Origin of the sequence: Bacillus sp. 522_BSPC (genome assembly GCF_001076885.1) — a bacterium.
GTDB classification, from domain to species: domain Bacteria; phylum Bacillota; class Bacilli; order Bacillales; family Cytobacillaceae; genus Niallia; species Niallia hominis.
In genome coordinates this window covers 1-15,693 of record NZ_JVDT01000275.1, presented here as the reverse complement: position 1 = coordinate 15,693, position 15,693 = coordinate 1, and the positions used below count along the sequence as shown (strand labels likewise).

General features: G+C 35.3%; 15 protein-coding genes. 2 read left to right on the top strand and 13 right to left on the bottom strand.

The window, feature by feature from the left end:
- Positions 1-260 (top strand): IS3 family transposase (locus ADJ83_RS23165; protein ID WP_048717499.1); only part of this gene is annotated, 260 nt, incomplete at its 5' end.
- 285 nt (positions 261-545) lie between these two features.
- On the opposite strand, the gene ADJ83_RS23160 is transcribed toward ADJ83_RS23165, so the two are convergent.
- The 3 genes from ADJ83_RS23160 to ADJ83_RS23150 form a co-directional block, all read right to left on the bottom strand.
- Complete coding sequence (locus ADJ83_RS23160) at positions 546-1,280, bottom strand: MBL fold metallo-hydrolase (RefSeq protein ID WP_048719191.1); 735 nt, start codon at positions 1,278-1,280, stop codon at positions 546-548.
- A 38-nt stretch (positions 1,281-1,318) separates the two neighbouring features.
- Positions 1,319-3,685 (bottom strand): polyprenyl synthetase family protein, encoded by a 2,367-nt coding sequence (locus tag ADJ83_RS23155; RefSeq protein ID WP_048719190.1) that lies wholly within the window; start codon positions 3,683-3,685, stop codon positions 1,319-1,321.
- 389 nt (positions 3,686-4,074) lie between these two features.
- Complete coding sequence (locus ADJ83_RS23150) at positions 4,075-5,367, bottom strand: MFS transporter (RefSeq protein WP_048719189.1); 1,293 nt, start codon at positions 5,365-5,367, stop codon at positions 4,075-4,077.
- Positions 5,368-5,487: 120 nt separating this feature from the next.
- On the opposite strand from ADJ83_RS23150, the gene ADJ83_RS23145 reads away from it, so the two are divergent.
- The gene (locus ADJ83_RS23145) at positions 5,488-6,732 is read left to right on the top strand and encodes a helix-turn-helix domain-containing protein (protein ID WP_048719188.1); all 1,245 of its coding nucleotides are present in this window, start codon (positions 5,488-5,490) and stop codon (positions 6,730-6,732) included.
- 233 nt (positions 6,733-6,965) lie between these two features.
- Here the strand turns inward: ADJ83_RS23145 and ADJ83_RS23140 are convergent, their stop codons facing one another.
- The 10 genes from ADJ83_RS23140 to ADJ83_RS23095 form a co-directional block, all read right to left on the bottom strand.
- A complete protein-coding gene (locus ADJ83_RS23140; RefSeq protein WP_053094389.1) occupies positions 6,966-7,808 on the bottom strand; it encodes a glycerophosphodiester phosphodiesterase in 843 nt (280 codons plus the stop codon).
- The gene (locus ADJ83_RS23135; RefSeq protein ID WP_048719186.1) at positions 7,801-8,562 is read right to left on the bottom strand and encodes a glycerophosphodiester phosphodiesterase; all 762 of its coding nucleotides are present in this window, start codon (positions 8,560-8,562) and stop codon (positions 7,801-7,803) included. The genes ADJ83_RS23140 and ADJ83_RS23135 overlap by 8 nt, the downstream gene beginning before the upstream one ends.
- A gap of 81 nt (positions 8,563-8,643) precedes the next feature.
- Positions 8,644-9,984 (bottom strand): ABC transporter substrate-binding protein, encoded by a 1,341-nt coding sequence (locus ADJ83_RS23130; protein WP_048719184.1) that lies wholly within the window; start codon positions 9,982-9,984, stop codon positions 8,644-8,646.
- Between the two features lie 46 nt (positions 9,985-10,030).
- Positions 10,031-10,849 (bottom strand): carbohydrate ABC transporter permease, encoded by an 819-nt coding sequence (locus ADJ83_RS23125; RefSeq protein ID WP_048719182.1) that lies wholly within the window; start codon positions 10,847-10,849, stop codon positions 10,031-10,033.
- Entirely contained in the window at positions 10,846-11,784 is a 939-nt protein-coding gene (locus tag ADJ83_RS23120) for a carbohydrate ABC transporter permease (protein WP_048719180.1), read from the bottom strand. The genes ADJ83_RS23125 and ADJ83_RS23120 overlap by 4 nt, the downstream gene beginning before the upstream one ends.
- Positions 11,781-12,893, bottom strand: a complete 1,113-nt coding sequence (locus tag ADJ83_RS23115) for an ABC transporter ATP-binding protein (protein WP_109769431.1) — start codon at positions 12,891-12,893, stop codon at positions 11,781-11,783. Before ADJ83_RS23115 ends, ADJ83_RS23120 begins: the two co-directional genes overlap by 4 nt.
- A 210-nt stretch (positions 12,894-13,103) precedes the next feature.
- Positions 13,104-13,571: a pyridoxamine 5'-phosphate oxidase family protein gene (locus tag ADJ83_RS23110; protein WP_048719178.1), complete on the bottom strand. Its 468-nt coding sequence runs from the start codon at positions 13,569-13,571 to the stop codon at positions 13,104-13,106.
- 64 nt (positions 13,572-13,635) lie between these two features.
- Entirely contained in the window at positions 13,636-14,313 is a 678-nt protein-coding gene (locus ADJ83_RS23105) for a DUF554 domain-containing protein (RefSeq protein WP_048719175.1), read from the bottom strand.
- Between the two features lie 61 nt (positions 14,314-14,374).
- Positions 14,375-14,863, bottom strand: coding sequence for a hypothetical protein (locus ADJ83_RS23100; RefSeq protein WP_031539601.1), 489 nt, complete (start codon positions 14,861-14,863; stop codon positions 14,375-14,377).
- Between the two features lie 179 nt (positions 14,864-15,042).
- Positions 15,043-15,558, bottom strand: coding sequence for a DoxX family protein (locus ADJ83_RS23095; protein WP_048719173.1), 516 nt, complete (start codon positions 15,556-15,558; stop codon positions 15,043-15,045).
- Between the last annotated feature and the right edge of the window lie 135 nt (positions 15,559-15,693).

The following is a 15,693-nucleotide window of genomic DNA, read 5'->3' as shown; positions in this document are numbered from 1 at the left end:
ATACTTTTCAAAATTATTTGAAGGAACATCATTTAGTAGGTAGTATGTCCAGACGAGGGAACTGTTGGGACAATGCGGTGATTGAATCATTTCATTCAAATTTAAAGACAGAGGAATTCCAATATTGTAAGTTTAATACCCTAGCTAATTTAGAAGTTATTTCTAGAATAGATGGGTACATTCATCATTACAACGAGGGTAGGATTCAAGCAAAATTAGGCTACTTAACTCCAATAGAATTTGGATTAAAGGCAGCTTAAAGGATTTCGGGGTTATCCACTTTGCATGTAGAAAAGACATGCACTTTATTTGGAGATGCGGGCATGATAGCCTATTATGGCTAAGCCAGATTCTCTTTGAGATATCTGGCTTCCTGGCTAAAGAATCTATGCCCGCAGAGGCTCCAAGTAAAGTGACAAAGTGCCTGAACTATTTCCAGTAAAGAACCAATATCAAATTAATGAAAAAGTGTTAAATTTAATATGGATAGGTGTTTTATATATGTCTCATTTGGCTAGGTCAGTTCAAACCAACACTTTTTTTATTTAATTTATGAATATCTCTAAACCTGGATATACCAACTGAACAGGACCGCCATATACATTTTTTGCTTCTTCCACTAGCTTTTCCTGTTCACCATATTGGGGAAGATGGGTCAAAAAGAGCTGTTTTACTTCCGCTTGTTTCGCGAGTTTTCCCGCTTCTTCTCCTGTAAGATGCCCTTTAACGATTCCAAATTGTTCCTTGTAAATACTTGCTTCACTTATTAAAATATCTGCATTCTTCGCAAAAGGAATTAAGTCATCCTTCCACTCTGTGTCTGCCGTGTAAATAATGGTCTTTCCATTTGCTTGGATTTTCATTGCCAAGCAATATACTGGATGCGTCGTTTCACAAAAGGATAAGCTGAATGGTCCAATGGTAATCGATCTATCAACAGTAATTTCCCGTCCTTCGGTATAGACATCATGGGTTAGTTCGTCAAATTTAGAGTCCCTTTTATGGCCATAGATTGGAAAGGGATCAATACGTTTTCCAAGTTTATTCTCCACTAACATTGCATATTGGAGACAGCCGACATCAGCTACATGATCATGGTGATAATGAGAAAGAATACATGCATCTAAATCCTTTAAGTCAACATAAGATTGAACCTTAGATAACACACCACTCCCACAGTCGACCAATAAATGAAATCCTGCAGACTCCAATAAGAAGGAAGAAGTAGGACTATCCTTCCCTGGGTATCCCCCATACTTTCCTAAAAAAGTGATTTTCATCGCTAATCCTCCTTAGGTTTTAACTTCTACTTCCATTATTACCGAGTTCGATTCACCATATAATCTACTAAGTACTTTAAAAAGCTGGTCTTCGTTGGTAATGCTTCGACTAAATCTAATGCCATACAATAATGCTCCCACATTTCCTTACGAGCACCTTCCAAACCTAAAACGGTCACAAATGTAGAGGTATCATTATCTTTGTCCATTCCAGCTTTCTTTCCTAACGTTTTTTGCTCTCCTTCTACATCTAGTAAATCGTCCTTTATTTGAAAAGCAATTCCAGCATGGTAAGCATACTTCTTCAATAAATCCATCACTTCATTTGAAACACCGGCTAAAATGGCAGGCATTAGAAGCGATGCCTCAAATCCGATACCTGTTTTATAAAAACAAAGCGTATTCAGTTCTTGTAGAGTTAATTGTTTCCCTCTGGATTCTAAGTCCATCAACTGCCCTTTACACATATCAGAAGTAGCTTTTGTTGTGTATCGAATAAGTTTTAATACAATTGATCCTCCAAAGGCTTGTAAAGTAGCTTGTTCTTCAATCGCTTTCTGTGTAAGAAATAGCCCCGTTAATTCTGCTGTTGCCGTATCATACACTTCATGTAAAGTCGGTCTTCCTCTTCTCATCGCCGCATTATCCTGTGATGGTAAATCGTCAAAAATAAGAGAGGCTGTATGCATGTATTCCACTGATTTCAATAATGGCACGATTTGGGCATTATCTAGCTCAAATTCTTTTACCCCGATAAACCATGTAATAATCGGTCTGATTCTTTTTCCTGCACCTGCAAGACTGTAATTTGCTGCTTCGGTCACGATATCCTTCTCAAGCAGCGCATTTTCTGTGATTGGCAGCATCTTATCAATAGGTGAACGGATGGATTGAATCATTTCAGAAAACTCTTCTTGTTCTCTTCTATTTTCTTTTAAGGTGGTAATCATATGGTCACGAAGCAGCTTATCAAAAAAGTCAACATCATCTGCCTTTTCAACCATTTGCTGTAGGATTCGATTAAAGGTAGACATTCTTTTTGTGAATATCCCCATTAAATCACTATATTTCTGTTCGCCTAATTTTTCCTTTAACCGCTTTAACCCATTAATTGCCCGATCCAAAATGACTTCCTTTGTTTTGAAATCCGCTTGATAGACATCATGAATTAAATAGGAAATGACTGTCCAATACATTTCAAATGGATTTATTAAATCTTTTCTAGTTGTGTGATAGGTTAGATAATACGTATAAGGAGTTACAGCCCCGTCTTTTTTATCATCAAACATATCCGCCAAATCATCTGCTAGCTGATTATAGATACCATAATAAAAGGTTCGTTTATCATAACCTTCATCCTCAGGAGCATTCATTAACGACCGGACAATCTGTCTGGAAGCGGAAGATTTAAGGATTACTGGAATATAAATTTCTTCATTAGAATAGGTACTATTGGTTAACTTTTTTTCCCTATCAACCTCTTGTGAATGAAAAAAGATATACGCTTGTTTTAAAAACAATTTCCATGTTCTATCATCATGCTGTAGCTTCATATATTCGAATGCCTCTTTAAGCTCACTATGGATGAATAATATAAGCTCTTTATTTTCCCCATGCCAGCTGTCTAAAGCCGGTACTTCTCCCGTTTCTAATGTAGTTCGAATTAAAGTAGCATACTGTTTTTCCTCATCCTTTGATAAAATTTTTGCATCTAGCAAATCATCAATTAAGGGATACGTTATTCCATAATAAAAACCTAGTTTTATCGCTTTTTCTAATCGACACTTACGTTCTTGGTCTGCTAGCTCAATGCCTCGTCTTTCTTCCAATTCATGCATTAAGACTCCTGCAATGATTTTCAGGATTTTCCGTTGGGCATGTTCCACACTCATTCCACTCGGGATATGTGCTGTTACTCGTTTCAATTTTTCTAGTACAAAAATCATCGTATGCTCAACTTTTTCTTTTTTAGCAAGTTTATACAGACTAGATACACTAAAATTGTCATTCTTTGCATCTTTCTTTAATAAGTGGGTTTTCACATTGTTGACTACTTCGTCAATTCTTTCTTGCGTATGTTGTGATGAAAGTGTCTTTCCTAAATCACGCATATAAAGATACGAAATACTTCTATTCAAATAATTATCTAATTTACCTGCATAATTCAACCACTCTATATAGGGACGATACCCTTTTACAGTTGGTTTTCTTTTTTTTCGGGAAAAATAGGTTAAGATGGAAGGAGAATGAATATGGTTTATCTTCCAAGTTTGAAAGTCATTTATTAGGCTTGACACATAAGACTGATCCGTTAACTGATTTTGAAGGGCTTCAAAATACCGGACAGCCTTATGCTCTGCCGATCGATATTCTTCATTTATTGCCTCTTTTAACTTTTTATCCATAAGAACATTACCTCTGCTTTACCTTTAAGTTCATTTAATTAATCTAATATAATCGGTTATCTTCTTTATTATAACTAGAATGTTCATTATCTCCTATTAATCTATATTTTTTCATTAGAAAAACTCTCCCTTTATAGAAGGAGAGTTTATAGGTTGATATATTTTCTTGTAATTTATTTTTTGTTAATTGTTGCAAGCTTGGGGGATGTTCAGAATTACTTTATTACATAAAGTCACTATTCTGTTACCTTTTTTCGGGACATAGAGATCCGTTCTCTGTTACCTTTGACCAGTGTTTTTCTTCTTTTGGGGCACTGAGATGCCCTCTCTGTTACCTTTTCTAGTTGCTTTTCTTCATTAAAGTAACAAATGGTACTTTTCTAGATTCTTCAAACGGAAGTAGCTTTCTCTTTAGCAATCGATGCATTTGACTTCGATGCATTTGCTTTTTCCATTACAGATGGCCTTGCAAGAATTAATACGGAAATAATGGTCAGACATCCTGATATAAGGAGAATCCATTGTGCTGGCACGTAATCATATAGAAAACCAAACAACAATGTACCTATTGGCATCATCGCCATAGCAAAAGTCTCTATTATGGTAAAAACTCTACCTTTATATTCATTAGCAATTTGTTTTTGCAAGAGTACCATAATCGGAATATTTATCAAAATATTCGTTGCGCCAAATAAGAACATGACAACCATGTAGTAAATAAATATTGTTGTGGGTGATAATGAAATAATAATAGGAACCGCTGCAGCTATCATTAATAAACTTGAAGAAAGTATTCCCCTTTTACTAACAGAAAACGGATGTTTAAATTCCTTTCCTAAAGTCAAGTATACAGAAAGTAAAAGAGTTCCTACAGCAAAAGCCCCTTCCACAATTCCAAATTGTATGGATGGCATGTGTAATTTCGTATTAACGATAAATGGAAAACCAACATTAAATGCTGTAAAAATAAAATTTACAATTAAGCAAAGGATAATCATCACCTTTAATAATGGTTGATGGTTGACATAGCTTATGCCCCCTTTTAAACTTTCAAAAACCGATTCTTTCTTCTCTTGATGCTCCCGTTCTTTTTCAAAAAGGGTAAAATTCATGGTCGAATCGAGTATAACGGCAATCAATGAAGCGATAAGATAGATTGTTAAAAACACGGACATGGACACTAAGCCAAATAATATTCCACCGATAGCTGGACTTGCGATTTGCGCAATGGAAATAGCAATTTGATTTAAAGAAGATGCTTTCTGAATGCGAGTTTCATCAATTAATCCGGTTAATGATGAAGTAAAAGCATTGCTGGCAAACATAGAGGTAATGGACAGGATACAGGATGTTGTATAAATAGCAAGTAAAGATAATCCCATCGTGATGCTATAAAGTAGTAATCCGCCTATTGAAATGGTCGTAACCGTTTGAGCCGTTATAGCAATTATCTTACGAGGATACCTATCTATGATGTCCCCAGCAAAAGGAGCAACGATTGTTCTAGGTAAGATATTACATAGTATATTCACGGCAAAACTCATCGAAGAACCAGTCAAATGCAAAATATACAAACTAATAGCAAATGTGTATATTTGTGATCCAGCTGTTGCAATTAATTTACTACTAACAAATGTCCACAAGTGATATGTGGCTCTCTTTTGTAACTGATTTTCATCCAACGAAACCCCATCCTTTTTTAAAAAGTTTAATTTAATTAAACAAATGATATCACACAAAAACTTCCCTTTCAAGAAAAAGTTTAATATAATTAAACTATCGAAATAAGGAGTGTACCATTTATGCTAGGAGAACGAATACGTGCATTACGAAAACAAAAGAAAATGACCTTAGAGGCATTAGCTGGTAATCGATTAACAAAAGGCATGCTCAGCCAGATTGAGAATAATAAAGCCAAACCTTCTATGGAGAGTCTTGAGTATATTGCCGAGAGACTTAATGTAACTATTTCTGAATTAGTAGACAAGGTCAGTTCTACTGAAATTAGAAACATGCTCGATCAAACCGAAAAATTACATGAGGGATTTAAAATTTATTTTCGAAATAAAAAAGAAACAATTGAAACTTGCAAAAAAATTATTCATCTTATTCAACCATATATTCATATTATGAATGATAGCTATGAAGCTGCTCGTTTATTAGAAATTTATAGTCATTGCCTATTTTGCCTATATGATAATCAGTGGGAAATTTACGCTAAAAAGGCTGCAACGATATATGATACACTTAATCTCACTGCCAACCATGCAGAAGTTGGTATTTTCAAGGCAATTACCATTTTTTTAGAGCATCGTTATAAAGAAGCTCTTCAAACATTTTTAGAAGAACGACATTTTCTAGAAAATTCGCATTATAAAATTGATCCTATGACAAAAGTAAACTTGGATTATCATGAAGCAGCTTTCTATTCAGCAATTGGTGATTCACAGGGAACTGTTCAAGCAATCGAAAGGGCTCTAGATTACTCTAAAAAAGAAAAAATATATTTTAAAACAGATGATATATATAAACTAGCTGCTTTTGAAGCTTTATTAGGATCAGAAGAGAAAAAGTTTAGTCATTATTTAAATAAACTAAAACAATTTGGTGAATTTTTAGAAGATGAAAATTATATAGAATTATGTGATGTTTTATTTGTCGAATATTTAATAAATATAAAAGGCAAATACGATAAAATCATGCCCATTATCGATAAATATGTGGAATATAATGAAGAAGAGCAGATAGCAACTGGAGATAATTGGAACATTCTCCAAAAAGGGAAAGCATTTTACTATGTACATGAATATGAAAAATCACTAAAAATTTTATTAGCCGTCACTGTGCCAGATTATTTAAACCATCCAGTAGATTTTGGAATCTATTATATTAAAGATACCTATATTGCCCTTTGCTATAAAGAGCTTAATAATATGGATAAGGCAAGGGAGCATGCTAAAATCGCGTATGAAAATTTCTTGCCTCTTCCGAATTCCATTTTTCGAAAATTGTGCATAGAAACCTATGAAAGTATCTTTTCCAATTAACATACTAACATAAGGAATTTCTTTGCTGTGCCTCTTTATAGCAAGGAAATTCCTTATACCAAATATCCATTATGGTCAGCAAACCGCCATAAAATGTCTAATGATAAATCCGAATATCCCCATAGAGACAAGAGATGCCTATATCACATCAATAACCAAAGATGTTAGAGTCAACGGTTTTCTTGTTACAAAAAAGAAAAACGAGTGCAATTCTTTACACCCTCTTTTCCCACCTATATCGCTAAAATCTCTTTCGTAAAATGAATATAATCCGTGAAATAGCCATCCACTTCATATTCCAATACTCGTTCTTGTTCCTCTTTTTGTGTTTTCTTATTCGTAAAATACACGTGAACTTCTTTTCCCTGCTTATGTAATTCCTTTACCACTTTCTGCGTAACATCTGTAGATTCGATTCCTATAATAGGAAACTCAACCCCACTTGCTTCATTCAGTGAAAAAGATCCTTTTCTAAAAAGAAGAGCTAGTTCTGTATGTGGAGCCATTTCTTTAATTTTCAATAAACTCTCTTCCGAAAAGGATTGAATGGTCACTAAGTTTTTATCGAGTAATTGGTATTCCTCTAACAACTGAATAAGCTTTTCTTCCATTGCTAATTTTCCATTAACAAGTCTTGTTTCAATATAATACCTTTGGGAATCATGAAAGGTCTCGATTATTTCCTTTAATGTTGGAATTTCTTCCGTAATGGTTTTGCCATAATCCGATTTGAATGTTTGAAAAGTCTTTATCTCTTCTAAAGTATAATCAGAGACCTTTCCCTTCCCATTTGTCGTACGGTCAATGGTTTCATCGTGCATTGCGATTAATTCGCCATCCTTTGTCATTCTTAAATCTATTTCAAGGGAATCTACTCCTGATTGGGCAGCTATTTGATAAGCGGTAATCGTGCTTTCGTTATACCATTCATTTGCCCCTCTATGTGCAATTACTCTTGGAGTGTCCTCTTTTTCTATCCCAGGCTGGGCTACGATAGATACTGCATTGTCACCACAAGAAGTTAGAGATAGGGTTAAGAAAGGAATGAGAATGAACACAATCCAGTATTTAGTCAAGAGGAACAGCTCTTTCCTGTCTCATGGCTATGGCTAGTTCTGGATAGTCCGTAATAATTGCTTCCACCTTTGCATCCAGTAGTTGAGCCATTTCGTCCCCTTGATTTACTGTCCATACTCTTACTAGATCTTTTAATTCCTTCCAGTCATTTAGATGATCGATTACCATATCTTTATGAAGATGCAATGCCTCTAATTCTATGCTTTTTATGTAATCAAGAGGATTAGAGATTACTTGATTTAATAACCAGGCAATCGAAGCAGATGGATCAATCGCCTTAATTCTTAATAAAGTCGGCAAATGAAAGGAAGAATACACGACCTTACGCCCATTTCCGTATTCGTTCACAAGAGCAATCGTCTTTTCTTCAATACCTTCGTATTCAAATGTATAGGTTTTAAGTTCTATATTTAGTTCAATTGGGTATGGAGCTAACAATTGCAATACTTCTTTTAAGGTTGGTACTTTTTCTAATAACCAGCTTTCTTCAAAATCAGGCAGGGAGGAAAACTTACTTCCTGCACTAAATGCCTTTATTTCCTCTAATGTATATGACCGTACAAAGCCAGTTCCATCTGTTGTCCGATTTAAAAATTCATCATGAATAACGACGATTTCGCCATCCTTTGTCATATGAACATCTAGCTCTATTCCATCTACCCCTTGTAAAATTGCTTGCTGGAAACTAAGTAGTGTATTTTCTGGATATCTACCCTTTGCCCCTCTATGTCCATATATTTTTGTTCTATTCATGTCCCTTCTCCTCCTTTATAATGGAAAGAAACAGACCAACAAGTATTAAATGATTTAATCATGTTGGTCTTTCCCTATAGCTTATTTTCTTGCTCGATTTGCTTTTTCAATTGCTTCATTTAACTGTTTCACCATCGTGCTATATGTTTCCTCGACATCTCCGCCGTTATAAACCGTTTCAAGTGCTGTTTCACTAATACGGCGACCTTCTGGAATCATATCCATTAAGGCACCTTGCGTAGCATAAGAAGACTTAGTCGATTGTAACTGCTCCACAGTTACTTTTAATTGTGGCATCTGTTCATAAGCATCTTTTACAACTTGTTCGTTATAAGCATCTGGATTAATCGCAAAATACCCTGTTCCAACATGCCATTTTGCTTGTACCTCTTTTGTTTGTAAGTATTTCATAAATTCCCAAGCAGCCTTTTTCTCCTCGTCACTCTTGTCTTTCATCATCCAAAGGCTAGCGCCACCAATAACTACTCCTTGTCTTTCTACTGCTTCTGGGTGTGGAATAAAAGCAACGCCTACTTCAAATGGTGCATTATCAATTACATCTCTTGCACTAGCAGAAGATTGCATAAACATCGCAACATCTCCTGCAAGGAAACCTGCTACCATGTTATCTCCATTTGTTCCATAGTTAGCAAATGTTTTATCATCAATCATCTTTTTAACCCAATTAAACACAGACTTCCCTTGTTCCTCTGTAAAGCCAATCTCTGTTGGTGTTTCTGTTCGACCATTATCATTATTCATTAATAAAGCCCCTTGGTTCGCTAATAATTGCTCATATAACCAACCATATGCTTGGAGCGCAAATCCTTTCATTTCAGGGTTTGCCTTTACGATTGCCTTTCCAGCTTCTTCAACTTCTTCAAATGTTGCTGGTGCTTTCTCTGGATCTAAGCCCGCTGCCTTAAAGGCATCCTTATTGTAGTACATAACAGGTGTAGAAGAGTTAAATGGCATAGAATAAAAAGTGTCATCAATTTTATAATAGTTCGTTATATTCTCTTCTAAGCCACTCATATCATACCCATCTTCATCAACAAGTGTTTGAATTGGTTCAACAAAACCACTATTGATCATCGACTTTGTACCAATTTCAAAAACCTGCATCATTGTTGGAGCACTTTCTGTTCCTGCAACAGTATGAAATTTCGTTAATGCTTCATCATATGTACCTTGATATTCTGCATTTATTTTCACCTTATCTTGAGAGCCATTGTATTCATCCACAATCGCATTTAACGCTTCCTGTGCTGCGCCTCCCATAGAATGCCAGAAAGTAACGGTAGTTGGACCATCCTTTTCTTCTCCATTATTAGAAGATGATTCTGTATTATTGCTACATCCAACCATTATTAAAACCAATGATAGAATAAACATGCTTAGTAACTGCTTCGTTTTAGTCATTTTCCGTACACTCCCTAATTTATCTATTAGTTTTTTCCTTGCAAAATTATTTCAAAGCTCCTTCTGTTAACCCTTTCTGGAGTTTTTTCTGTCCCAAAAACAATAGAATCAGCGTTGGCAAAACAACAATAATTGCCCCTGCCATAATAACGCCCCATTCATTTAATTGTTCCTGTGACTGAAGCTGTCTAAGACCTATTTGCACAGTGCGCACACTATCATTTGTTGTCGCAAGTAACGGCCATAAATACATATTCCACGACGTTACAAACCCATACACTCCAAGCGTAATCAAACTTGTTTTCGCCATAGGTAGAACAACTGTTAAATAAAATTTAAAGTCTCCAATCCCTGCTATTTCGCTTGCCTCCTTCAACTCTTTCGGAATCTGCTTGAAGTTCTGCCGCAAGAGAAAAGTTCCAAAGGCAGTTGCGAAAAATGGAATCGTCAAACCATTATAATGATCAAGCCAGTTAAGATTCCTTATCGTTTGAAAGTTTGGAATGATAGATGCTTCAAATGGCACCATCATGGTTGCAATAAAGATAAAGAAAAGAAAATCTCTTCCTTTAAATTCCAAAAACACAAATGCATATGCTGCTAAACTAGCAAGTATTAATTGCCCCATCATAATGACGATGGATACAATGAAACTATTTAACAAATATTGCATTAACGGAAAACGCTCAAATACTTTTAAATAGTTATCTAATGTTAATCCTGTCGGAATTAATTTTCCTGTCATAATATCTTGTGAGGACATAAAGCTCATCAAAAATGCAATAATTGCTGGCGAGAAAATAAGCAGTGCTGAAATAATTAATAATAAATAAAAGATAATTTTTCTATGAATGGGCAATGTCACTGATAATGAACCTTCCTTTCTCCAAGTTTAAATTGAATGATAGTCAGAACAAGAATAATCACAAAAAGAATAATCGCTTGAGCGCTCGCTGTTCCATATTGGTAGTTCATAAACGCCTCCTGATAAATGGAATAAACGATTAAATTTGTCTCATTCTGCGGTCCACCTCTCGTTAACATATCTACTTGGCCAAATGTTTGAAAGGCATTAATCAACGTTACAGTCAATACAAAAAATAAGGTTGGCGACAGCATTGGAATCGTAATTCGTCTTAACTTATAAAAGTAGCCTGCCCCATCAATATCAGCACTTTCATATAAGTAGGAATCGATCGATTGCAAACCACCTAATAAAATCAAGAATGTAAAGCCAACATTCATCCAAATCGTGGATACAGAAACGGAAAAGAGCGCCCAATTTGGATCAGTAAGCCAGCCAATAGGCTCAAATCCGAATGCTTTTACGATGGTATTCAGCCACCCAATCGTAGGGTGAAATAAGAACATCCAAAACACAGAAGCAGCCGCAACAGATATCCCCATCGAAGAGGAAAATACTGTTCGAAAAACACCGATACCACGAAGCTTCTCATTTGCAAGGATAGCCAGAAACAAACTGACGATAATGCTTCCTGGAACAGTATATAAGGCAAATAACAAAGTTGATTTTAAGCTTTGCAAGAAGATCGGCGATTTAAAAATTTCCAGATAATTTTCCATGCCAACAAATACGGTGGGATCCCCACGATTATCTGTTAAGAAAAAACTCAAATAAATCGTTTTCCCCAATGGATAAAATAAGAAGACACTAAATAATAGAATAGAAGGGAATAGAAATAGCATCCCTTTGAACAAATGTTGTAAACGCTGCTTCTTTTTTTCCTTTAGAAAGTCGACAGAATGCTGTACTTCCTGTTGATATGCGATTTCACTCATAGTCCAACAACCTCTTGTTCTTTCATAGCAACTGCTGGGCGAATTAATGCTCCTGATTCAGAATTAAAAAAACAAATATTCTTAGAAGACAACTGAACCGGTACTTGATCTCCAACTTGAATTCTCCATTGACCTAACCATTTCGCTGTCCACAGTTCTTTTCCCACTTCAAAGGTTAATAGCGTTTCATTCCCAAGCTGCTCTACATTCACTACTTCTAAAGTATGGCTTGTTTGTTCAGCCGTCCCTGGGAAAATATGTTCTGCTCGAATCCCCATTGTAAGATTCGGCTGAGATAATAATGGGAGAGTATCCTCTTTGTCCATCGTAATTTGCAGACCATTCTCAAGAACCAATTTTTGATCAATCAGTTTTGCTTTGCTTAAATTAATTTTTGGTGAACCAATAAAGGATGCAACAAATAAATTAGCAGGCTGATTATATAAAGTAATGGGTTCGCCTATTTGCTGAATTTTCCCATCATTTAGTACCATAATGCGATCCCCCATTGTCATTGCCTCTACTTGATCATGGGTAACATAAATCATTGTTAAACCAAGCTTCTTTTGCAAGCGGCGGATTTCTATTCGCATATGTGCACGGAGCTTTGCATCTAAGTTTGAAAGGGGCTCATCCATTAAACAAATAGGAGCTTCACTTACAACAGACCTTGCTAGTGCAACACGTTGTCTTTGGCCACCTGACAATTCCTTTGGCTTTCGTTTTAATAACTCCGTTAATCCCATCATCTCTACCGTTTCTTGCAGTCTTCTTTGTTGTTCCATCTTGTCTACTTTTTTGGCGTGTAAGCCGAAAAGAATATTTTGCTCCACCGTTAAATGTGGATATAATGCATAATTTTGAAAGACCATCGATAAATTACGATCCTTTGGCGGCAGGTGATTGACAACTTGATTATTCATCTTTAGTACCCCACCTGAAATTTCTTCTAGGCCTGCAATCATTCGCAGTAATGTACTTTTTCCAGAGCCAGACGGTCCTACAAGGACAAAAAATTCCCCTTCTTCTATCGAAAGACTAATCTGATCAATAACGGATTTCTGCTTATCATATGATTTAGAAATGTCCTTCATTTCTACTGCTACCACTAACTAATCCCTCCCCATTTGAATTACATCCCTATTTAAACATACAAATTCATGTTGAAAACCAAATTTACCAATCATTAACAAACACATAATGGTTGTTTGACAAACTTCAATTTTCTTTTACACAGTTTACATATTTTAAATATTCTTAAATCAAGATAAGATAAAGAGAGCACAAAAAAAGCTTAGAGCTGAAAACTCTAAGCTTTTTTATAATTCCAATGTTTCATTTATGTCTGTGTCTTCTGCTTCTTGACCAGTGATCCGCTTATAGATGAAAACGACATTTTTCGTAAAGCTTCCTGTATCCCAATATTCTGCTGATTCAGCCTTTACTTTAATTAATACGATATTAGGATCATCGTATGAAGTCTGCAAGATTTTTTCATAGGCATTACTCCATAACTCTTTCTTCTTAGCAAGATCATCAACGAGTTCAGCTCTTCCTCTGATAGAAACATAGGATTTTCCTGCGTAGGCGACATTCACTTCATTTTCATGCAAAATCTCTTCATACTTTTCCGTATCCTTCTTTGTCAGAAACCATAAGTCTCCATCAAATTCTACTTCTTGCGTTTTCATTGGACGAGATACAAGACCTTCTTCAGAGATTGTAGTAAGCATTGCAGTATCCACATCTTTTATTAAGTCTCTTAATGTTTCAAGTTCTTTTTGCATTATTATCACCTCTGATTGGTATATTCCCCATAAATGAAACTTTTAATCAAATGTGAGAAAGAATCTATACTAGTTTCAGCATAATATACCAAATTGCTGGAATTAATAACGATGGCAACAGATTTAATGTCTTAAAATTTTTAATACCTAATATACTTAGGCCTGAACTTAGAATAAGGATTCCGCCAATAATCGATATTTCAGCTAATAAATCTGGTGTTAGAAAGTTTGCAAGTAGGCCTGCTGTCATATAAAAAAAGCCTTGCCATAAAAATAAAACGAGAGCGGATGCCGCAATTCCGAAACCAAAGGTAGAAGCTAACACAACCGACGTAACCCCATCTAAAATTGCATTTGTAAAAAGATATGTATGATTTCCTCTTAAAGCACTTTCAATTGGACCAAGTATGGACAAAGTTCCCGCACAAAATAGTAGAATTGCCGTCGATAATCCTTCTGCTAAATTACCTTTTGAAAATTTCGACACAATACGTTTAAAGGAGTTTTCAATGTCTAGCTTTTCCCCAATCAGGCCTCCAATTGCAAGGCTCACAATAAATAGAACAGGATACTTACTGTCAGGCATATTTTGAACAATAGAATGAATCCCAAGAGCAGTTGCAGCAAGCCCCATCGCCTGCATCAGAATATCTTGATACTCCAATTTAATCCCCTTTTTCAAAAAACTTCCAATCGTACTACCTGCAATAATCATGAAGCAGTTAAATAATGTCCCAATCAATTTCTTTTCTCCTCGACTTTATAATAGATAGAATTATATAAAGTCATTTTATCCTATCCGCCTACATTTTGGGTATTTTTTTATCAAACGAAGTTATCTCGGATGATGTTCCTTTCTCTAAATACAACTGAAAGAAATAAATAATGAGAGCATACGACATCGATGCATATAAATGATGGATACGAGTAAAACGGACATATTTGATAAAACCGACCTTTTTTAAAAAAGTTAGGATAGGAAAAGCATAAATAAAGTTCTGAACAAAATTAGCTAATATATATATCCAAAACTTTCGAAAAGTAAAATATAAAACCCAAATCGTTCCTACTGAAAAGGGACCCAAAATAACAGACAAAATATTGTAAATACGTGTTTTATTTCCGCCCTTTACCTTCCAAGATTTATAATGACTACCAATAAACACGGTGATCATAACGAGTAATGCGGACATCGTCGCAGAAGGAATATACCGTTTCACCGCTTTTTTAGGCATAAAATATAAGGTTAGCCATGATAACGCAAATGTTAATCTTAGTAGAGATATAAGCAAAATAGACACCTCCTTACCTGATAGCATTTGCGTTATGCTCTAAATTATCCAGCTTTTTTTACTGAAATTTCGTGACTTGATATTAAAGAAACTCTATAAACCTAAAAATGGCTTGCCAAAACTGTTGTCAGTTAGCAAGCCATTTCTCGCTCCAAATTGAAGTGTTTTATATCAACTAATTATGCAATTGCAGTTTCTTTTTTTTGCTTATTATTTCTTCTATTGTTCCATTGCTTTTTGATATATGGCATTGCATAACGGTCTAGACCAAATTTACCTGCGTTTGCACCTGCTACGATAACGAATATTGCTAATAGAATCATTTGTCCATTTGTGCTTACTGTTCCACTAAATAAGAAGGCAAAGTTCATGACCATTCCCATCAATGTTGCAAAGCTTGTGAATAAACCTAGGATTAGTGCGATCCCTACTAGAACTTCTCCCCATTGAACCATGAAACTGAATAAATCCGCATTTGGGAGTGCTATATGTTCTAGAAATGTTGCCCACCATCCTTGTACTGCTGGGTGATCACCTGTGCTATTTGCAATTGCCCCTTGTAAAAATCCACTTGCGTCTAAGCCACCACTTGTAATTTTTTCATAGCCTGCATGGATAAATTGATAACCAAGATAAATTCTAAATATCGCTAAAATTCCGGCAACCACTTTATTATTTCTTAATAAGTCTAACATTTTACTCCATCTCCTTAAGATTAGTTATCTGATTATATTGTTCACTATTTCACATTTCTTTTTACAAGATCTTGTTTGTTTCTTACTACACTTATATAATATCACCATTTCCAACGTAATAAAGATGTTTGTGAT